We start from the raw sequence: 20,566 nt of genomic DNA, 5'->3' as shown, positions 1-20,566 counted from the left end.
TCCGAAGCCCATCTTGCCGCTAATCCGGTGGTCGTGCCCGCTACATCGGCAGGCTGCCGATTTACGGATGTCTCACCCCGGGGTTACGACCCCGGTCTCATAGGCAAGGACCACCGCCTGGGCTCGATCGCGCAGCGCAAGTTTCGAGAGCACCTTGCCGACATGTGTCTTGACGGTCTGCTCTGCGACGAAGAGCGCCTCGGCTATTTCGGAATTCGACATGCCACGGGCAATCAGCTCGAGCACCTCGCGTTCCCGCGGCGTCAGGGCGGCCAGCGCGGCCGGCGCGGCACGTTGCGGCATCCGTCGGCGAACGACATCGGAGATGAGCCGACGGGTGACCGTCGGCGCAAGCAACGCATCACCGCGTGCCACCACACGCACCGCGCGGACCAGTTCGTCGGCCGGCGCGTCCTTGAGCATGAAGCCGCTCGCACCCATGCGCAGTGCCCGATAGACGTAGTCGTCCACGTCGAACGTGGTGAGCATCAGCACCCGGATCGGCGGATCGAGTGACGCCGCCAGGATGCGCTCCGCGGCGTCGAGTCCGTTCATCTCGGGCATCCGCACGTCCATCAGGACCACATCGGGTCGCAGGCGCGCGACTTCCGCGACGGCGGTCTTCCCGTCCGGGGCGTCACCGACGACGCTGATATCCGGTTGCGCGGCCAGCAGTGCTCCGAAGCCCTGCCGCACCATCGCCTGATCGTCGGCTATGAAAACCGTGATGGGCACCCGGCCACCCTAGGCCGGGGCGATGTTCGCCACCGAAAGCACATGGGTCCCCGGGGCGACCGTGAGCGGGAGGACGGCACGGACGGCGAAACCGCCGTCGATCGTGGCACCGGTGGTCACGGTGCCGCCGACCGATGTCGCACGATCCCGCATTCCGATGATCCCGTGACCGCCCGTGCGGTTCTCGGCGGCCGCCGCCGCACCGGAGGGATCGTTGGTCACGGTCAGGGCCACCTCGGTGTCGGACCCGACGAGCCGGACCCGCACGGACGCACCCGGGGCATGCCGTGCCGCGTTGGACAACGACTCCTGCAGGATCCGGTAGAGCACCAGTCCGGTTGCCTCCGATGGATCATGTGGCAGCGCATCGCGTTCCACCGTCACGACCAAGCCTGCGCGGCGGCTGTTCTCGATCAGCTCGTCGATTCCGTCGATGCCGGGCAGCGGCGCGTACTCGGCGACCTGCCCGTCGCTGCGCAGCACGCCAAGCATCCCGCGGACCTCGTTGAGCGCGGCGCGCGCGGTGGCCCCGATCGACTCGAACTCCGCGGTGACCTCGGCGGAGAGACCGTCGATCCGGTATGGGGCGCTCTGGGCCTGCACCACGACCAGTGACATGTGGTGCGCGACGATGTCGTGCAGGTCACGCGCGATCTGGGCCCGCTCCTCCAGCACAGCGCGCCGGGCCCGTTCGACATCGGCCGCTTCCTCCTGCTCGGCCAGCTCGAGCCGCGACGACACCAACCAGCGGACCAGCAGGCCGAACACGACGAGCACGGTCAGGCCGACCGCCCAGCCGCGGCCATCCTGTCCGGGCACGAAGACGACGAACAGCAGCACCGTGGTCAGCCACGCCACGACCACCGCGGGCAGCGGGGACCGCGCACTCACGACCAGCAACAGCACCATCAGCACCAGCACATGCACCACTTGCCAGGGGATGTGATACCCCCCGACCGTGTCGAACGTCATCGGAATCACCAGCGCGCCCGCCGCCGAAATAGCCCAGCCGAGCGCCGGATTCGCGCGGGCGAGCACGATCGGCCACGCCGCGAGCGCGGCGATCATCGGCTGCACCGCGGCCGGAACGTCGTGGGTCACATGCAGTGTCGGCCACGCGATCGAGTACAGAATGGCACCGACGAGGACCAGCAACAGGTCCACGCGCGCCGCAGGCGGCAGCCGCAGCAGGGGCGCTAACATCACCGCCATCAGTCGACGCGTCCTCGGTTTCTTCGTCTTGCTCACCCGATAGACACTAGAAACCTCGGGCACGGAATGTCCTCATACTGCGGAGTGAGATTGTGGCTCACCCTCCGGTACGAGCCCGGAGGTCGTATCGCCTGTCGGTGGGACGGCGAATCCACCGCTGCGAGTGACGTCTCCGGGTAGCGGCACTACATAGCTTCGGCGGCATGCAGATATCGACTCTGAGCGTGCTGGCCGTCGGCGTGGCGATCGCCGTGACGGCGACCGTCGCCCCGCCTCGCGCGGATGCACACATCCCCGAATCCGGACCTACGTACAGCGCGTCCGCGGCGGCAATCGACCTGTTGACCGGCGCCGACACCGACACCGACGCCGCTGCCCGCGCGGTCCCAGCAGGCTTCGCCGCCGCGGCCGGTTACCAACCCACCCTCGTCGGCGGCATGCTGGTCAATCCCCTCGGCAACTGCTCGTCCCCCGTATCGTTGCCACACGAATTCGAAATACCTTGCAAAGCACACGATCTCGGCTATGACATATTGCGGTACGCAGACCGGACCGGTGCGCCCCTCGGTGACTGGGCCCGCAAGGCACTCGATCGGCAACTCGACGCGCGACTGCACACGGCGTGCGACGCACGCTCCGGCGTCCCCCGCACGTTCTGCTTCACGATGGCCAACGTCGCCGCGACGGCGGTGTACTGGAATTCGGCGCGCCAGTCTTACGGGACGCCATGAGCGCCGCCATCGATCTGCCCACCGCGGTCCGGTTCCGCGCGCGTTCGGTCGCGGCGCCACGCATCGCGACTACCGTCGCGCTGACCTTGGCCGGCTCGGTCGCCCTGAGCCCCGCGCTGCTCCCCCGCTCCGCGGCGATCCAGGCCGCACTCACCGGGCTATTGTTGGCGCTGGGCATGCTTGGCGCAAAGTTGTGGAAAGCATTGCGACCCAGTACAGAACGAAGTTCCTCGGCGACGTCCTTGGCGGTGGCCGCCGGGGGCGCCGTGCTGATCGGGTCGTTCGTTCTTCGTGCACACCACTGGCAGAACGACTTGCGTACCGCGATGGGTGCAAGCCGGATCGGACCGGACTACTGGGTCCTCGTCCTGGCCGGTGGTGTTGCGGTGGCCGCCGCGCTCGCTGGTACAGCCCAACTCGTCGGGGCAGGACTGCGCCGAGCCCGGGCCCGCCCACGGCTAGCCGCCCTCGCGGTGTCCGCCTGCGCAACAGCGTGTTTGGCGGTACCAGCGACGCCTCCGCAGCTCGCTCATGCCAGCGCAGTCGACTCGTCCGTCGACCGAACCGTGGCCCGACCCGCGTCACCGGCCAGGTCGGGCGGCCCGGACTCGTTGACCCCGTGGGAGTCGCTCGGTACACACGGCCGCCGGTTCGTCGCCGCGCCCGCCCCGGACTCGGTGGTGCGGACCTACGTCGGTCTCGCTTCCGCACCGGATCCGGATGCGCGGGTCCGGCTCGCGATTCGCGAACTCGACCGAGCGGGCGGGTTCGGCAGGTCCAACATGGTGGTGACGGTGCCGACCGGTTCCGGTTGGATCGACGCCGACGCGGTGGCCGGTTTGGAGCGACGATTCGACGGTGACGTGGCCGAGGTGGCCGTGCAGTACTCGGCGGCACCGAGCTGGGCCACGTTCGTGTTCGATCGAAACAGCGCCACGGAGTCGTCCGCTCGGTTGTACGCAGCTGTCACCGAGCACGTTTCGCGTCTCGCACCCGATCGCCGGCCGCGGGTGTACTTGTACGGGCAGAGCCTCGGCGCGATCGGTGTTGCGGCAGCGGCCGCGCAGCCGCGCCCCGCACCGTGTGGCGCGATGTATGCGGGACCACCGGCCGGTACCTCCACGGTGACGGGTGCGGTACTGGCCAATGCCTCGGATCCGGTGGTGTGGTGGTCACCCCGGTTGCTGGTGCGGCCGCCACGACTCGACGCCGCCCGCCCGGATGCGCCTCGCCCGCGGTGGCTGCCTGTCGTCACCTTTCTGCAGACCTCGGTCGATCTGCTGTCCGCGCTGAACATGCCGACCGGTCACGGGCACCGATACGGTGCGGACCAAGGCACCGCCATGCCGGGTTGCACCCATTAGCAAGGTCCGGACTGTCGCCGGTGCCGGACCGTGTGCGATGGTCGGTGATAGTTTCGTCACAGAGAACTCTCACGAGAGGGCCACCCATGAGCACTCGTACGACCGCACGTCAATGCACGCTCTGCGAGGCGCACTGCGGAATTCTCGTCACCGTCGAAAATGAGCACGTCACACGCATCGAGGGCAACCCCGACGACGTCCTGTCGCACGGCTACATCTGCCCCAAGGCGACGGCGATGGGCGACCTGCATCACGACCCGGACCGGCTTCGCCGCCCGATGCGCAAGGTCGGCGACGGCTTCGAGGAGATCGGCTGGGACGAGGCCTACGCACTCATCGGCGAGAACCTGCGCCGGGTGCAGCGCAAGCACGGGCGCAATGCGGTCGCGATGTATCTGGGCAATCCCGCCGCCCACAGCCCATCGGTGATGTACGGCATGGCGCTGCGCATGGCGCTGATGACACACCACTTCTACACCGCGTCCTCCATCGATCAATTCCCGCAGGAATTCGCGGCCTGGAAGATGTACGGATCGAACGTGCTGGCGCCGGTCGCCGACATAGACCGCACCGATCGACTGGTCATTCTCGGCGCCAATCCCGCCGTCTCGAACGGCTCGGTCACCACGATGCCCGACGCCAGGGGCCGGATTCGCGCAATCCGCAAGCGCGGCGGCAAGGTCGTCGTCATCGACCCGCGGCGTACCGAGACCGCCCGACTCGCCGACGAGCACGTCGCGGTCCGGCCGGGCGGTGACGCGTTTCTACTGCTCGGCATCCTGCACACGCTTTTCGCCGACGGTATGACCGCACCCAATTCGACTGTCGCGATCGCCGACTGGAACGACCTGGCCGAACTCGTCGCGCCCTGCACGCCGGAGGCGATGGCCCCGCGGGCCGGGGTCGACGCGGACACCATCCGGCGCCTCGCTCGCGAGCACCGCGAAGCAAAGTCCGCTCTGGTTTACGCGCGCATCGGGGTATGCCAGCAGACCACAGGGACGATCACCCACTGGCTGGTGAACACACTCAATGCGGTCACCGGCAATCTCGACCGGCCGGGCGGGCAGATGTACACAACTCCCCCAATCGACATGGCTGCCGCACTGCGGCGCTTCGGTTCCGGTTACGGCGCGTGGACCGATCGCACCGGGACCCGCAAGTCGTTCCGCGGGGAGTTGCCGGTGGTCGGCCTTGCCGACGAAATGCTCGCCGACGACGCCGAAGCCGTTCGCGCGCTGATCACCTATGCGGGCAATCCAGTGCTGTCCACGCCGCAGAAGGGACGACTCGACGAAGCGCTCGACAAGCTGGATTTCTATGTCGCGGTGGATATGTACCTCACCGAAACCTCGCGCCATGCGGATGTCGTGCTGCCCCCGATCTCGCATCTCGAGCGCGAGGAGTTCGACATCCTGTTCCCGGTGTTCTCGGTGCACAACAACGCGCGGTACAACGCGCGGGCGATCGAACCGGCCCCCGGTGCGCCTGAGGACTGGGAGATCCTCGCCCGCCTGACACTCGAAGTGGCGCCGGTGCCGCTGCGTCGGTTCACCAATCGGCTCGCCTGGGCGGTCGTGCGTCGGCTGAGCCCCATGCGCATGTCGGCTCTCGGTGTCGCGCTCGGCCCGCACGGTGTGCTGCGCAAGGGCCCGCGCCGCGGCATGACCATTAAGAAGGTCAAGGACAGCGCCGGAGGAATCGACCTCGGCCCACTCGTGCCACGGCTGGCGAAGCTGATCGCCACCCCGGACCGCAAAGTCCATGTTGCGCCACCGGAATTCGTTGCCGAGACAAAGCGGCTGCTCGGCGAAGATTCGAGTACCCGCAACGGCACCGAGTACGACCTGCACCTCATCGGGCGACGGCACCTGCGGTCGAACAACTCCTGGCTGCACAACATCGAATCGATGGTGAAGGGCCGCGATCGGTGCACGGTGTTGATGCACCCGGAGGACGCCTCGGCGCGCGGGCTTGTCGACGGTCAGCCCGTCAATGTCGCGTCGAACGTCGGCACCATCGAAGTTCCGGTGGAAGTCAGCGACGAGATCCGCGTTGGCACCGTTGCCATTCCGCACGGCTGGGGGCACGACGAGAAGGGCGTCGGATGGTCCACCGCGGCGGCTCACCCCGGCGCCAACGTGAATCTCCTGCACGACACGGCAACGACCGACACGTTCACCGGCAACGCGGCGGTGAACTCGACCCAGGTGCGGGTTTCGGCGGTATAACCCGGAATCCATTGATTCGACGTCAGTCAGTCGCGGGATTCGATACTTCTTCGTCACGCGGGCTCGCCTTCGGTCACGAATAGGCAACGAACAGGTAGTTATTATCATCACCGTACGGGCTCGCGAGTAAACCGAGGTGGGTCGGGGATTCTCTTCCGGCGTTCGGGTGGCATCCCACGCAACGTCGGCCCAATTGAACCCAGCAGAGAGCGCCCACAAATGAACAGACGTTTCACCAGGCTGACGGCGGCTGCGTTCGTGGCCGTTACGGGAGCCGCAATCGGTTTCGTAGCACCCGCCGCAGGGCAGAGCGGCGACCTGAGCAGCAACTTTAGCGGGGGTAGTTCGGGAAGCGTATGTCCACCGGCCGTCGAGGTCTCGCCGGACTCCACAGCGGGGTGGATCAACCTGGACGGACGCAGGCCGGACTTCGTCGAAGGTCCTGGCCGACCGTCCGGCGACGGCTCGATCGAACTCACAACAAGCGACGATCCCAACGATCGGGTCAACTACACGCACTTCGGCTATCTGCGTCCGCTGAGCGAGGTTGCCGACGGCAAACTCGGCTGGACGTACTGGGGCGCCGTCGCCTTCCAACTGACGATCTACCGCGCGATCGGCGGTGGGACCGGCGGCTACAGCACGTTGCGCTTCGAGCCGGCCCAGTATCCCGAAGAGTGGACAACGGACAACGATCTAGCGGCCGGCAATTGGCTCAGTACCAGAGATATCGCCGGAGCACCGGTCAATACATACGCCACCTTGCACGAGATCTCGCAGGCCAACCCGGACGCGGTGGTCGCCTCGCTCGCCGTTCAGGTCGGCTCCGGCCAGCCGAACGCAACCGCGTACGTGGACACGATTCAATACGGCTGCGACAAGTGGGAATTCGAACCCACCGTGCTCGACACCGGCAGCAACGGCAGCGGAGGCAGCACCGTCATCAACGGAGGCAACGGCAGCGGAGGCTAGCGACTGATCGAGTGAGCGGGAAGTGGCCTGGGCCGGAGCACGCCCGGGCCACTTCCACGTCCACACCGTTCTGCGTGTGCTACTCGCAACGGGGCATGCAGAAGTTCTCCATATCCACCTCGCGCTCGATACCTCTTCGTTACCCGCACTCACCTGCCGTCACGAATGGGCGACGTCTGGCCCCTTTTCGTCATCACCGAACGGCCCCGCGGGTAGACCGGAAGTCGTCGGGGTCCTATTGCCGGTATGAGGCGGTGCTATGGCCCCGCCTCCACCTACCGGAACCAGCAGAAAGCGGATCGATGAATATTCGTGGTATCGGCATGACAGCGGCCGCTTTCGTGGCCGTTGCCGGAGCGGCAATCGGTTTCGTGGCGCCCGCCGCAGGCCAGGTCGGCAGTTCGGGCAGCGGGGAAGGCGGTGTCGGCGGTATTTGTGTACAGGCCGAGGTCACGCCGCAGCTCACCTGGAACTGGTCCACGCCCGACCCGGCGGACGCCGCCACACCAGGTTTCGTCGTCGGCCCCGAACTTTCCGGCGGCCTCTCGGGTAGGGGGTCGCTGGACATGACCACAGCAACCCCCGACAGGGAGGTCGTCGATTACTTCCACCCAGCCGATAACACGCCATTAGCACGGGTGGCGGAGGCTCAATTCCCGCTGTCGTACAAGTTCGCCGGTGATGGGTCCTTCGGCCCCACCTACCAACTGCGCCTGTTCGGCATGAATCGACTCGACAACCAGGCCGATGGCTTCACGACGCTGTTGTGGGCCCCCGAGAAGAACGGTGGCTTCGCCGCAAACACCTGGACCGAAAAGACCGGTCTCTCGACCGGAAACTGGATCAGCACGGCCGCAATCAACGGTCAGCCCGACCAAACCGTTTCGAGGTCGCTCGCCGCTATCCTCGCCGACAACCCCAGCGGCTACGTCATTGAATACGGCGTGCTCTTCGGCTCGTCCGACGGCGGCATCATCCAGCCGGCGTGGGTCGATACGCTCGAATTCGGCTGCAATGGGTGGAATTTCGAACCCGGACTGCCACCCCTGCCTCCCTTGAGCGGCGGTAGCGTCGGTAGCGTCGGGAGTGCCGGTAGCGGATTGAGCGGCGGCAGTGTCGGAAGCAGCTAACAGCTGATCGAGCGGTCGTGAGGTGACCCGGGCCGGAACAGGCCTGGGTACGCTTCTCCCGCCCCAGAAGCGGGGTTTCGCCATCCCGCCGTGGTGCAGATTCGCTCTGCGGTGGACGCTTTCACGCTTCGGATAACTTCGGGCTACCGGGAATCGATGCTCCTCCACAACATTCTTCGCACTGGGCGTCACTTCGCGCCTGGTTGAGATCGACATTCGAGAAGCTTTCGCCACGTAGATATTTCGATGCAAAAATGACGCTGTGTCAGATTCCCCAGAAGTGCCGCAAAATCAAGCTGTGACGAAGTCGCAGGTCACGCACCGATCACGGGGTGCGACATTTCTGTTGCGAGAAGCCCCCGTCCGATAGTCGATCGATTTCATATCAATTGCCGGCGGAAGGTGTCGCGGGACGGCGTCCGACACAACAGGCCTGATGTCACTTCCTCTCTGCAGATGCATGTTTCGCGCGCGTTGCCACATTGGAGCGCGCGAATTTTCGGCTAACGCGGCCGGGCCGACCTATGCACAGCATCGACAATTCAACACCCGAATATCCAGATCGAAACCCATCCGTTGCCGATCGTCACAAGTTGTCACGATCACGCATCAGCTTCCGATTTTCCGATTCTGTCGCATTCGGTCACCGGTAGACCGAGACATGCGGGTCGGGGGCTAATTCACGACTCGGCGAATTCTCAGCGATGGCACTCTGCTCTCACCAACCCACCTCCAGGGGGCGTTACCTTATGAAACTTCGTTCTACGACATGGACGAGCGCGGTCGTCGCAGCGGCCGCCGGCCTGACGATCGGAATCGCGGCACCCGCCGCCGCCCAGAGCGGCGATCTGAGTTCGGGCAGCGGCGATCTGAGCTCGGGCAGCGGCAGCAACGACAGGTGTACGAACAGCGTGGTATTCCCCTTCTTCAACCGCGGTTGGGCGCCGGATGAAGATGGGCGGGCACCGGAATTCGTATTCGGCCCGGGGGGACAACCAGGACTCGGCTCCCTCGACCTGACGGCTCCGGCCGGCACCATAGTGAACTACTTCCACGACGCGAACGACGTGCAGCTCGACAACGTACTCGGCGGCGACCTCGCTTACGATTACGACGGCACGACGACGTTCCAACTGCGGATCAACGGTGCCGTGGGCGGCTCGAACGGATTCTCGAGCCTTGTTTGGGAACCATTACTCAATGGCGGCGGTGGGCCGAACTGGGCGGACGCCGATAGTCTGAAAAATGGCCAATGGTGGAGCACCCGCGACATCGGCGGCCTCGCGAGCGGACAGAACGTATCACCTCGGCCGACCGCCACGCTGCAGGAGATTGCGGCCGCGAATCCCGATGCATACGTCACCCAATATGGCGTGTTGTTGGGCGGCAGTGGCGCCAGCCCAGCAGCGACTGGCCACGCCGACGCCATTCGCTTCGGTTGCGATCGTTGGAACTTCGAGCCCGGCCCGTTCTCCGCGAGCACGGGTGGTAGCGGCGGCAGTAGCGGCAGCGGAAACTAGCCCTCACCGTTGACTCATGGAAGTGGCCCGGGCCGACGTAGGCCCGGGCCATTTCGATGTCGCCGCCTTCCCGCCATCGAGATGCAAGCGAAGGCTCGACACGGTCTACTACCCATCCGGCTACAAACACGCCGCCGACGACCTCGCCCTGCGGGTTCGCTCGCTAGGCAGATCCTTTGGCAATCTCAGCTACCGTCCCGTGCCGACCACCGGCACCAGCAGCTAACATCCCGAAACCCGATGTACACGAGGCACATTCCACGCGAAACACCATCAAGCACTTTAAATCCAGCGAGATTCTGCGGGGTCGTCGGAATTCTCGAGTGAATTAAGGTTGCGCTCCGTTTGCCATCGGCAATTGTGAATCCCCACATGGTCAGAATATCGGTAGTGGACATTTCGACGATTCCGGCAACTTGTTCGAAACTTAAATACAAGTGCGGGAAGCGTTTTGGTCACGGCTCCGTAACGATGCGTGATCTTGCCAACGCGACAGTTTCGGAGGGAGTAAACCAAATACTCGAGGGAAGAATTCACGGGGATCGCTTGGCGCCCCGCGCAATTCCCCTCTCGGTTAGGGCGACAAGGGGGTCCGCACCGCGTGGCAGGCTCGAGCCGATCACTCGGACCGTCGAACAACTCCATTGAGTCAACGGCTGCGGCATTCCGCATCAGTATGGCCATCTGAATCAACTGCGAGAACGAGGAGATCAGGAATGATTCGAAAGCATCGTAGGAGCGCAGCAATAGTCGGTATTGCCGCGGCAGCCATGATCGGCTTCGGCGGTTCGGGCATGGCGTTCGCACAGAGCGGCGAGGGAGGGGCCCTCGGAAGCAACGGCGAGGGGCCCAGCTTCGGTAGCGAGGGCGCCGGAAGCAACGTCGGCGGATCGAACGCCGGCGGTTCCAGCTTCGGTTCGCTGGCCTGCCAGTTCTTCAACGGCAGTTTCAGCAGCGTCGACGCCTGCGCAACCCCGTAGTAGTCCGCACCAGATCGACCCCAGGATCCGCTTCGCGCCGGTCCTGGGGTCGATCTTTGTCGGGTACCGGCCGCCGAGCTGCACCTCCAGGACAGTCAGAACGACGGCACCGGCAGCGCTCCCCGCGCGGTCTCGTACGCCGCGGCCACCCGATACAACCGGTCGTCCGCGAGCGCGGGCGCCATGATCTGCAACCCGACCGGCAAGCCGTCGTCCTTCGACAGCCCGGACGGCACCGAATCGCGCAGTGCCCAGCGAGGTTCGTCGGCAGCGTGCACAGATCGGACAGATACATCGCCAACGGATCGTCGACTTTCTCGCCGAGCTTCCAGGGAGTGAACGGGCTGGTCGGGGAGACGAGCACGTCAACCTTCTCGTAAGCCCGGTCGAAATCGCGCGCGATCAGCGTGCGCACCTTCAGTGCCTGCCCGTAATAGGCGTCGTAGTAACCAGCCGATAGCGCGTAGGTACCGATCATGATGCGCCGCTTGACCTCCGGCCCGAAGCCCGCCGCGCGCGTCGCCGCCATCACCTGCTCGGCGCTGTGGTTTCCGTGGACTCGGCGATTTCCCGTCGGCCCTTTATTGCGACTCTGATTCGAAGTCCGGAACGACTACATAACAACTCCGCAACGATGCGTGAGATTCTAACCCCGGCTCGCAATTGCCCCGCGTAGACAAGAACTGTCGCGGGATTCCCCGGGGAAACATAGCCGTTCCGAGGTTCCCAGCACCGTCCTCGATTGATCGGCGGTAGGGCATGGACCACGGCCGTTTCAGTACGGACTCGGTAATTCTCGCTATCGCGCCCAGTTCTGGTACGCCGTGGGCAGCGACATCGCCTCGGTCAGCCTCAACTCCCACCGCTGGGAGTTCGCGCTGCTGCCTGGCAGCGCTCGTGACAACCCAGCCGAGACCGTCTGAGCCGGTCAACCATCCGGATCGGGTGGCGGGAGTGATAGCCGGCTTGGCCCCGGGACACGCGCGGTCCCGCCGTCCGTCGACGACCTACGCGATGGCTCGCTAAGTGCGTTCCGGCAATTCATTCGGTAGTGAAGGCTCTACACCAAGGAGATTCAGGATGATTCGAAAGCATCGTAGGAGCGCAGCGATTGTCGGTATCGCCGCTGCAGCCATGATCAGCTTCAGCGGTTCGGGCATGGCGTTCGCACAAAGTGTCGGAAGCGGCACCGGAAGTGACGCCGGAAGTGGCGCCGGAAGCCTCGGTTCCGCCTTCGGTTCCTTTATATGCACCGTAAACGGCTTCGGCTCGTCCACAATGTGCCCGGACGTCCCCGGGTAGCAGCCGCCTGGCGGTCGAGCCCTACCAAGCATCAGCGACACCTCGGTACGAGCAACGTGTCCGAGCGGCAAAGAGCCGAGCCGTGCGAATGGACTTCCTTCGCCTAGCCACGGTTTCAGAGCGGCGGCGTCGGCAGCGCTCCCCGCGCGGTCTCGTACGCCGCAGCCACCCGATACAACCGGTCGTCCGCGAGCGCGGGCGCCATGATCTGCAACCCGACCGGCAAGCCGTCGTCCTTCGACAGCCCGGACGGCACCGAAATCGCGCAGTGCCCAGCGAGGTTCGTCGGCAGCGTGCACAGATCAGACAGATACATCGCCAACGGATCGTCGACTTTCTCGCCGAGCTTCCACGGTGTGAACGGGCTCGTCGGCGAGACGAGCACGTCGACCTTCTCGTAAGCCCGGTCGAAATCGCGCGCGATCAGCGTGCGCACCTTCAGTGCCTGCCCGTAATAGGCGTCGTAATAACCAGCCGATAGCGCGTAGGTGCCGATCATGATGCGACGCTTGACCTCCGGGCCGAAGCCGGCCGCGCGCGTCGCCGCCATCACCTGCTCGGCGCTGTGGTTTCCGTCGTCCGCGACCCGCAGTCCATAGCGCATCGCATCGAAGCGCGCGAGGTTCGACGACACCTCGCTGGGCAGGATCAGGTAGTAAGCCGCAAGCGCGTACTCGAAATTCGGGCACGACACCTCGACCACCTCGGCGCCGAGGTCGGTGAGCTCGGCGACCGCCGCATCGAACGAGGAGATCACGCCCGGTTGGTAACTGTCGGAATGCAGTTCCTTCACCACTCCGATCCGCACACCACGCAGATCCGCGCCGGCACCGGCCCGAGCGGCCGCCACCACCGCGGGAACCGGCGCATCGACCGAGGTGGAGTCGCGCGGATCGTGACCGGCGATCACCTCGTGCAACAACGCGGCATCGAGCACGGTACGACCACACGGCCCGCCCTGATCGAGCGATGAGGCACACGCGACCAGTCCGTAGCGCGACACCGTGCCGTAGGTCGGTTTGGTGCCGACCGTCGCGGTCACCGCGGCAGGCTGGCGGATCGAACCACCGGTGTCCGTACCGATCGCGAGCGGCGCCTGGAACGACGCCAGCGCCGCCGCGGAGCCACCGCCCGAACCACCCGGGATGCGGTCGGTGCCCCAGGGATTGCGGGTCGGCCCGTACGCCGAGTTCTCGGTCGAGGAGCCCATCGCGAACTCGTCCATGTTGGTCTTGCCGAGGATCGGAATCCCCGCGTCGCGCAGCCTGGTGGTCACCGTGGCGTCGTAGGGCGAAACCCAGCCCTCGAGGATCTTCGAGCCGCAGGTGGTCGGCATATCGGTGGTGGTGAAGACGTCCTTGAGTGCGAGCGGCACACCCGCGAGCGCCGAGACGGGCGCACCACCGTCGGCAAGCGTCTTGTCCACCGCTGCGGCCGCCTGCAACGCGGCATCGTTGGCCACATGCAGGAACGCGTTGAGCCCGCCATCCACCGCGGCAATGCGATCGAGATGCGCGCGGGTGACCTCGACCGAGGACACCTCCCTGGCGTGGATCAGTCCGGCCAGCTCGGAGGCGGACAGCGTAGTGAGATCGGCGTCGCTCATTCGGCCTCCCCCAGGATCTGCGGCACCTGAAAACGCTGCTGGTCGACCGCGGGTGCACCGGAAAGCGCCTGCTCGGGAGTAAGACTCGGGGCTGGTGCGTCCGGCCGGGTCACATTGGCGACCGGGTTGGGCGACGCCGTCGCGGGCACGTCGTCGGCCGCGACCTCGGCGACCGCGCGCACGTGGCTGAGGATCGAATCCAGCTGACCTGCGAATTGATCGAGTTCGGCCTCGGAGAGGTCGAGCCGGGACAGCCGGGCGAGGTGGGCAACCTCGTCGCGCGAGATGGCAGGCACCGCGTGCGCCCCTTTCAGGTTCGATGCGAAGGTGGGCGACCGCCGCGAGACGAAGTCGCGCACAGGTCTGCGAACAGCCTAGCTACGTCGGGTTTCGGTGCTCACGGCGCCCGCCCGCGGTCCGCGCCCGGGTCGAACTCGACGCGACAAGGTGTCAGTATTGCTGTGCACTGCCCCATTGCCGTGCACCGTCGCCGAGCCGGGGGTTCGACGTTCGCGGCGGAGAAAGGACCGTACGTGTCATTCCTGCTTCGCGTGCAGCTGCCGGATCGCCCGGGCAGTCTGGGCGCGCTGGCACTGGCGCTCGGATCCGTCGGTGCCGACATTCTGTCGCTCGACGTGGTCGAGCGCGGCGCCGGATATGCCGTCGATGATCTCGTGGTCGACGTCGGGCCCGGTTCGCTGCCCGACACACTGCTCAGCGCCGCGGAGGCGCTCGACGGCGTCCGGGTGGATTCGATCCGGCCGTTCGCCGGGATGCTGGACACGCATCGCGAACTCGAACTGATCGACCATGTCGCGGCGGCACGCGACGACCGGCTCCAGACCCTCGTCGACGGCGCACCGCGCGTGCTTCGCGTCGGCTGGAGCACCGTGATGGATGTCGGCCCCAACGGCGCCTACCGCGTGGCCGGCAGCTCCGGTGCGCCCGAAACCCACGCCGGCGACGTGCCCTGGATGCCGCTGGAGAAGCCGACGATCCTCGACGACGAGGGCGACTGGGTGCCGAAGTTGTGGAAGGACATGAACACCAAGCTTGCCGCGGCTCCGCTCGGCAACACCGGCAAGGCACTCGTGCTCGGCCGCCCCGGCGGACCGGAATTCCGGCCGTCGGAAATCGCGCGCCTCGGCTACCTTGCCGGCATCATCGCGACTGTACTCAGCTGAACCGGTACTCCAGCGTCGGGAGCACGAAGCCCGGAGCGACCTCCGAATCGCGTTCGGGGACACGGACGAAGCCGAGTCGCTCGTAGATGCGGCGCGCATCGACCATCTGATCCATCGTGGTGATCACGACGCCCCGGAATCCCTCGGCAGCAGCAAGAGCGAGCACATGCCGGACCAATGTGGTCCCCACTCCCCTACCCCGAACCGACTTGTCGACGGCGAGCATCCGGAACTCGATCTCGTCCGGTGCCGCCAGCCGCGCATAGATCGTTCCGGGCCGGGCGACCGTCACGGACCCGACGATTCGCCCGTCGAGTTCCGCAACGAGGATGTCGGCAGATGCCGCACGGTTGGCCGTATCGCCGAGTTCTGCCGCGTACGGCGAAGTTTCGGGGATGAACCCGCCGTCGACGTACACCTCGACCGTCAGCGCACCGATCTCGTCGTACTGCTCGGGGGAAGCGGCGCGAATGATCACGTTGTCCACGAGTCCAACGTAACCGCCGGACGCGCCTCGTCGCTGGGGCTCCACCCCCCGAAGTTGATCACGAGCATCTCGCCCCCGACACGCCGAAATATGGGGCCATTCTCTCGTGATCAACGCAGTCCGGGAGCGGGTTCAGAGCACCTCGGGGAGGCCGAACGCCCCGACCAGGCGTCCCTCGAATGCGGTGATTTCGGTGATGCGGCCGTTCTCGATGCGCAGCACGTCGATCGTTTCCGCCCGGAATTCGGTCTCATCCCAGCGGCGAATGTAGTTCACCGCCGCCGGCTGCCGGTTGGCGCTCGTCTCGACCAGCCTGAATTCGCCCAACGCCTTCTCCCCGAAGGCGACGGTGCCGAACAATTCGGTCAGGGCGTCGAGGCCGACGTAGGACATCGGCTGCGGCGGCATCGTGCAGCGCACATCCTCGCGGAGCAACTCCACCACTGCGGCAGCGTCGGCGCGGTGATGGGCGTCGATGTAGCGCTGCAGGACCGTTCGCTCCTCTGCGGTGGGATCCGCGGCGGGCGCCCACTGATCGGACGGCGCGGGTCGGTGCTCGGCCATTGTGGCGCGGGCACGTTGCAGCGCGCTGTTCGCGGCCGCGACGCTGGTGTCGAGCAGGTCCGCGGTCTCCTTCGCCGACCAGCCGAGTACATCGCGGATGATGAGTGCCGCGCGCTGGTTCGGTGGCAGCAACTGAATGGACGCGAGATAGGCGAGTTCGATGTTCTCCCTGGTGATCGCGATCGTGTCCGGTCGATCGTCGACGGGGCTCGCGGCGTCCAGCAGTCGGTCGGGGTAGGGCTGGATCCACGGCACATCCGTTGGCGCAGGTTCGCCGCCGACGCCGACCGGAACCACGCGCTCGGGATGGCGCCGCAACGTGTCCAGGCAGGCATTGGTGGCGATGCGGTACAGCCAGGCTCGCAGACTGGAGCGGCCCTCGAAGCCGTCGCGCCGGCGCCACGCGCGCAGCAGCGTCTCCTGTACGTGGTCTTCCGCGTCGGTGAAGGAGCCGAGCATCCGGTAGCAGTGCACCTGCAGTTCGTGGCGGTACTGCTCGGTTTGCTCGGCGAACGCCGATTCGTCGGTGGTGACGGTCATGGTTTCCCTCCGCGGGTCGTTGGTACCCATGTAGACGAGTCCACCGCCGGAAACTCATCGCCTCGGGTGCGATTATCGCCGCAGGAGCAGGGCGCTGTCACCGAACTCGTGCCACAGGTATCCACCGCCCAGCGCCGCCCGATAGGCAGCGCGCACGGCGTCGGCACCGGCGACCGCTTCGAGCAGCATGAGATGCGAGGCACCCGGCGCATGCCAGCCGGTGACCAGGCCGTCCACTACGCGGGCGGGTCGGTGCGGTCCGAGCACCAGGTCGGTCCAGCCGGAGCCGGCGCATACCTCGCCATCGGCGTCGGCGACCGATTCCAACGCCCGGGTCACCGTGGTGCCGATCGCGACGACGCGGCCCCCCGCTGCCCGCGTCTGGCGCACCAGCCGTGCAGTCGTGGCCGGTACGTCGAACCGCTCCGGGCTCGGCGGTTCGCCTTGTTCGGGCGAGGACACGCCGGTATGCAGCGTGATCGGCGCGACGACGACTCCGGACGTCACCAGATCGGTCACCATATGATCGGTGAACGGTCTTGCTGCGCTTGGCATTTCCGCACTGCCGTACGAACGACCGAAAACCGTGCGGTAGTAGCGCGCAGGCCAGCGCTCACGGACGTAGGCGTAGCTGATCGGCCTGCCATGCTGTGGCAGCCAATCGCGGATGTCGTCGTCACCGGAAATCGACGCGGTCCATAGCCGTCGGGCCGGCAGCAGCCACGGCTCGTGCAACCGCGCCTCGACGCCGCCGGGCAACAGCACGGTCGCCTCCTCGTCGAGTTCCGCCCACGGGCCGGGTTTGCCGTCGGTGGAACGCACTTCGACGACCCAGCGACCGTCGTCGAGCCACGTCGACAGGTGCAGCACCACCGGCGTGTCACCGAGTCGCGCATCGACAGCGGCCGACATGGTCGCCGAGTCGTTCACCACGACGAGATCCCCGGCCCGCAGGAATCGCGGCAGGTCGCGAAACACACTGTGCGCGACCACGCCCGCCTGCGACACGAGCAGTCGCACTTCGTCGCGCTCGAGCCCCCGCGCCTCCGGTGGCGCGGCCGCCTCGCGATCGGGTGGAAGGACGAATTCGACTGTCGCATTGTTCTTTTCGGCCAGTACGGTCATGCCGGCACCTGCGCCAAGTCCGCGGCAACGTATCGCCCACTGGGCGGTCGCGAGCCGAGCAATCGCAGCAGCGCCGGCACCACCGTTGCCGGCTCCGGCCGATCGGAGATGTCCTCCCCCGGGAACGCGGCCTGATGCATCTGGGTGCGCATATCGCCGGGATCGACCGCGTAGACCCGCAACTCGGGAGTCTCCTCCGCCAGCACCGCACCGAGCTGGTCGAGTGCCGCCTTCGAGGCGCCGTAGCCACCCCAACCCGGGTACGCGGCCACCGCGGCATCCGAACTGATATCCATGATGACACCGTCGGCCGCCCGCAGCGCGGGCAGCAGAATCTGGATGAGATCCAGCGGCGCAATCACATTCGTGTCGAACACCCGACCGAACTCGTCGAGCGGGTATCGCTCCAGCCGCGGCATCGGGCTCGGCCCGAGCCGACTGGCATTGTTGACCAGCAGGTCCAGGCCGCCGTACCCGCCCACGAGCAGGCCCAGCCCGGTCCGATGCACTGGATCGGTGATATCCCCCGGCACAGCGAGGAAGTCCGGTCCCAGTTCGTCCCCGACCCGCTGCAGGCGCTGCGCACCTCGAGCGGTTCCGATCACTCGCCATCCGTCGGTGATCAACTGCCGGGACAAGGCTCGACCGAGCCCCGCCGACGCACCGGTGATCAGCGCCGTGTTCCGATTCGTCATCACGCACTCCCTCGCATCGACTACGAGGTCCATCGTGAAACCTGAAGATAGGTTGAGGTCAAGCGTCGGTTTCGGCGGACACCGCAACGGCGTCCGGCCCGCCGTCGAGCAGCGCACGGAAGCCCGCTTCGTCGAGCACCGGTACACCCAGCTCGATCGCCTTGTCGTACTTGGAGCCAGGCGCCTCACCGGCCACCACGAACGCGGTCTTCTTCGAGACCGACCCCGCGGCCTTTCCACCGCGCAGCAAGATCGCCTCCCGCGCCTGATCGCGCGAGAAGCCGTCCAGCGAACCGGTGACGACGATGGACATTCCGTCGAGATTCCGCTCGATGGACGCGTCCCGTTCGTCCTCCATGCGTACCCCGGCATCCCGCCATTTCGCGACGATCTCGCGATGCCAGTCGACGCCGAACCAGTCCACCACGGCGGTCGCGATCGTCGGGCCGACTCCCTCCGCCGCGCTCAACTCCTCCTCCGAGGCCGACTCGATCCGTTCCAGACTCGCGAATTCGGTCGCGAGGGCGCGCGCCGCCGTCGGACCGACGTGCCGGATCGACAGACCTACCAGCACCCGCCACAGCGGCCGGTCCTTCGCGGCAGCGAGATTGTCGAGCAGCCGCTTTCCGTTGGCGGACAACTTGCCGGCCTTGGTGGTGAACAGCGGGGTCTGCATCAACTGGTCCTCGGTGAGCGAGAACAGATCACCCTCGTCCTGGATCACCTCGGCATCGAGCAGCGCGACCGCTGCCTCGTAGCCGAGCACCTCGATATCGAACGCGCCACGGCCGGCAACGTGAAAGACCCGCTCGCGCAACTGCGCCGGGCACGACCGAGTGTTGGGACAGCGAATGTCCGCGTCCCCCTCCTTGGCGGGGGCAAGCTTCGTGCCACACGCCGGGCAGTGCGTCGGCATGACGAATTCGCGCGCATCGGCGGGCCGCACGTCGACAACCGGCCCGAGCACCTCCGGAATTACGTCACCGGCCTTGCGGATCGTCACCGTGTCACCGATGAGCACACCCTTGCGCTTGACCTCCGACGCATTGTGCAACGTCGCCATGGCCACCGTGGACCCCGCCACCGTTACCGGCTCCATCACCGCGAACGGCGTCACTCGACCGGTGCGACCGACATTGACCTGAATATCGAGCAGCTTGGTGGTGACCTCTTCGGGCGGATATTTGTAAGCGATCGCCCAGCGCGGCGCGCGCGAGGTATTGCCGAGCCTGCGGTGCTGCGACATCTCGTCGACCTTGACCACCAGACCATCGATTTCGTGCTCGATATCGTGCCGGTGCTCGCCCCAGTACTCGACTCGTTCGATGATCGCGTCAGCACCCTGCACACGTCGCGTGTGCGGGGAGACCGGCAGCCCCCACGCGGCGAGCGCGACGTAGGCCTCGAACTGTGAGCGCGGCACGAACCCCTCGAGCTTCCCGAAACCATGGCAGTACATCCGCAGGTTGCGACGCGACGTGACCGCCGGGTCCTTCTGGCGCAGCGAACCGGCCGCGGTGTTGCGCGGATTCGCATACGGGGGTTTGCCTTCCGCGACGATCGCGGCGTTGAGCGTCGCGAAATCCTCGAGCCGGAAATACACCTCGCCGCGCACTTCGAGCACCGCGGGGACGGGATAATCGTCGTGGCCGGTGAGCCGGTGCGGGATATCGGAGATGGTCTTGGCGTTGAGCGTGACGTCCTCGCCGGTGCGCCCGTCGCCGCGGGTGGCCGCGCGGGTCAGGATGCCGTTCTCGTACACCAGGTTCAGTGCGACACCGTCGATCTTCACCTCACAGAGGTAGTGCACGTCCTTCCCGGTTTCCACCTCGCTGCGGGAGATCCAGGTGCGCAGCGATTCCTCGTCGAAGACGTTGTCCAGACTCAGCATTCGTTCCAGGTGATCCACGGCCGCGAAATCGGTCGCGAAGCCGCCGCCGACGAGTTGGGTGGGTGAATCCGCCGTGCGCAGATCGGGATGGGCCGCTTCCAGTGCGTTCAGCTCACCGAGAAGCTTGTCGAACTCGCCGTCGGAGATGATCGGGGCGTCCCGCACGTAATAGCGGAACTGGTGTTCGCGCACCTCGTCGGCAAGCTCTTGCCACCGCTCGCGGTCCTCCTGCCCGGCGGCTTCGGGCGCTTCCTGAACCGAGTCGGAATCGTTCTGGGTCACACCGTGCAGGTTAGT

17 protein-coding genes and 1 pseudogene are annotated in these 20,566 nt (G+C 66.2%); 8 read left to right on the top strand and 10 right to left on the bottom strand.

The genetic code is table 11. The features are described 5' to 3' along the window. Window positions 1-72 precede the first annotated feature (72 nt). Together OG921_RS23375 and OG921_RS23370 are read right to left on the bottom strand one after the other, a co-directional pair. The gene (locus OG921_RS23375; RefSeq protein ID WP_266114946.1) at window positions 73-735 is read right to left on the bottom strand and encodes a response regulator transcription factor; all 663 of its coding nucleotides are present in this window, start codon (window positions 733-735) and stop codon (window positions 73-75) included. A gap of 9 nt (window positions 736-744) precedes the next feature. Next, on the bottom strand, window positions 745-1,947 hold the full coding sequence (locus tag OG921_RS23370; protein ID WP_266114945.1) for a sensor histidine kinase: 1,203 nt from the start codon (window positions 1,945-1,947) through the stop codon (window positions 745-747). A gap of 203 nt (window positions 1,948-2,150) precedes the next feature. Here OG921_RS23370 and OG921_RS23365 point away from each other — a divergent pair, with 203 nt between their 5' ends. The 7 genes from OG921_RS23365 (at window position 2,151) to OG921_RS23335 (ending at window position 10,875) form a co-directional block, all read left to right on the top strand. Continuing rightward, a complete protein-coding gene (locus tag OG921_RS23365; RefSeq protein ID WP_266114944.1) occupies window positions 2,151-2,678 on the top strand; it encodes a hypothetical protein in 528 nt (175 codons plus the stop codon). Continuing rightward, complete coding sequence (locus tag OG921_RS23360; RefSeq protein WP_266114942.1) at window positions 2,675-4,042, top strand: alpha/beta-hydrolase family protein; 1,368 nt, start codon at window positions 2,675-2,677, stop codon at window positions 4,040-4,042. The genes OG921_RS23365 and OG921_RS23360 overlap by 4 nt, the downstream gene beginning before the upstream one ends. A gap of 86 nt (window positions 4,043-4,128) precedes the next feature. Then, window positions 4,129-6,273, top strand: a complete 2,145-nt coding sequence (locus OG921_RS23355) for a molybdopterin-dependent oxidoreductase (protein WP_266114941.1) — start codon at window positions 4,129-4,131, stop codon at window positions 6,271-6,273. Window positions 6,274-6,492: 219 nt separating this feature from the next. Further along, window positions 6,493-7,245 (top strand): hypothetical protein, encoded by a 753-nt coding sequence (locus OG921_RS23350; RefSeq protein WP_266114940.1) that lies wholly within the window; start codon window positions 6,493-6,495, stop codon window positions 7,243-7,245. 371 nt (window positions 7,246-7,616) lie between these two features. Further along, the gene (locus OG921_RS23345) at window positions 7,617-8,375 is read left to right on the top strand and encodes a hypothetical protein (protein WP_266114939.1); all 759 of its coding nucleotides are present in this window, start codon (window positions 7,617-7,619) and stop codon (window positions 8,373-8,375) included. A gap of 1,040 nt (window positions 8,376-9,415) precedes the next feature. Next, a complete protein-coding gene (locus OG921_RS23340; protein ID WP_266114938.1) occupies window positions 9,416-9,895 on the top strand; it encodes a hypothetical protein in 480 nt (159 codons plus the stop codon). 716 nt (window positions 9,896-10,611) lie between these two features. Beyond that, window positions 10,612-10,875, top strand: coding sequence for a hypothetical protein (locus tag OG921_RS23335; protein ID WP_266114937.1), 264 nt, complete (start codon window positions 10,612-10,614; stop codon window positions 10,873-10,875). 95 nt (window positions 10,876-10,970) lie between these two features. Here OG921_RS23335 and OG921_RS23330 read toward each other — a convergent pair. The 3 genes and pseudogenes from OG921_RS23330 to gatC all read right to left on the bottom strand — a co-directional run. Further along, window positions 10,971-11,422, bottom strand: a pseudogene (locus OG921_RS23330) (amidase family protein); the annotation flags it as partial. An 870-nt stretch (window positions 11,423-12,292) separates the two neighbouring features. Then, entirely contained in the window at window positions 12,293-13,783 is a 1,491-nt protein-coding gene (gatA, locus tag OG921_RS23325) for an Asp-tRNA(Asn)/Glu-tRNA(Gln) amidotransferase subunit GatA (RefSeq protein ID WP_266114936.1), read from the bottom strand. Then, entirely contained in the window at window positions 13,780-14,079 is a 300-nt protein-coding gene (gene gatC / locus OG921_RS23320) for an Asp-tRNA(Asn)/Glu-tRNA(Gln) amidotransferase subunit GatC (RefSeq protein WP_266114935.1), read from the bottom strand. Before gatC ends, gatA begins: the two co-directional genes overlap by 4 nt. Window positions 14,080-14,316: 237 nt before the next feature. Here gatC and OG921_RS23315 point away from each other — a divergent pair, with 237 nt between their 5' ends. Continuing rightward, on the top strand, window positions 14,317-14,967 hold the full coding sequence (locus tag OG921_RS23315) for an amino acid-binding protein (RefSeq protein ID WP_266114934.1): 651 nt from the start codon (window positions 14,317-14,319) through the stop codon (window positions 14,965-14,967). On the opposite strand, the gene OG921_RS23310 is transcribed toward OG921_RS23315, so the two are convergent. The 5 genes from OG921_RS23310 to ligA all read right to left on the bottom strand — a co-directional run bounded on the left by OG921_RS23310 (window position 14,960) and on the right by ligA (window position 20,551). Further along, window positions 14,960-15,454, bottom strand: coding sequence for a GNAT family N-acetyltransferase (locus tag OG921_RS23310; protein ID WP_266114933.1), 495 nt, complete (start codon window positions 15,452-15,454; stop codon window positions 14,960-14,962). The two genes, OG921_RS23315 and OG921_RS23310, sit on opposite strands and share 8 nt — an antisense overlap. Window positions 15,455-15,586: 132 nt before the next feature. Next, window positions 15,587-16,558: an RNA polymerase subunit sigma-70 gene (locus tag OG921_RS23305; RefSeq protein ID WP_266114932.1), complete on the bottom strand. Its 972-nt coding sequence runs from the start codon at window positions 16,556-16,558 to the stop codon at window positions 15,587-15,589. 72 nt (window positions 16,559-16,630) lie between these two features. Further along, a complete protein-coding gene (locus OG921_RS23300; protein WP_266114931.1) occupies window positions 16,631-17,683 on the bottom strand; it encodes an S-adenosylmethionine:tRNA ribosyltransferase-isomerase in 1,053 nt (350 codons plus the stop codon). Beyond that, window positions 17,680-18,378, bottom strand: a complete 699-nt coding sequence (locus tag OG921_RS23295) for an SDR family oxidoreductase (protein ID WP_266114930.1) — start codon at window positions 18,376-18,378, stop codon at window positions 17,680-17,682. The genes OG921_RS23300 and OG921_RS23295 overlap by 4 nt, the downstream gene beginning before the upstream one ends. Window positions 18,379-18,436: 58 nt before the next feature. Beyond that, entirely contained in the window at window positions 18,437-20,551 is a 2,115-nt protein-coding gene (ligA, locus tag OG921_RS23290; RefSeq protein ID WP_266114928.1) for an NAD-dependent DNA ligase LigA, read from the bottom strand. Between the last annotated feature and the right edge of the window lie 15 nt (window positions 20,552-20,566).

This window comes from Aldersonia sp. NBC_00410 (assembly GCF_026342035.1).
Classification (GTDB): domain Bacteria; phylum Actinomycetota; class Actinomycetes; order Mycobacteriales; family Mycobacteriaceae; genus Aldersonia.
This window is presented reverse-complemented; position numbering and strand designations above follow the sequence as displayed.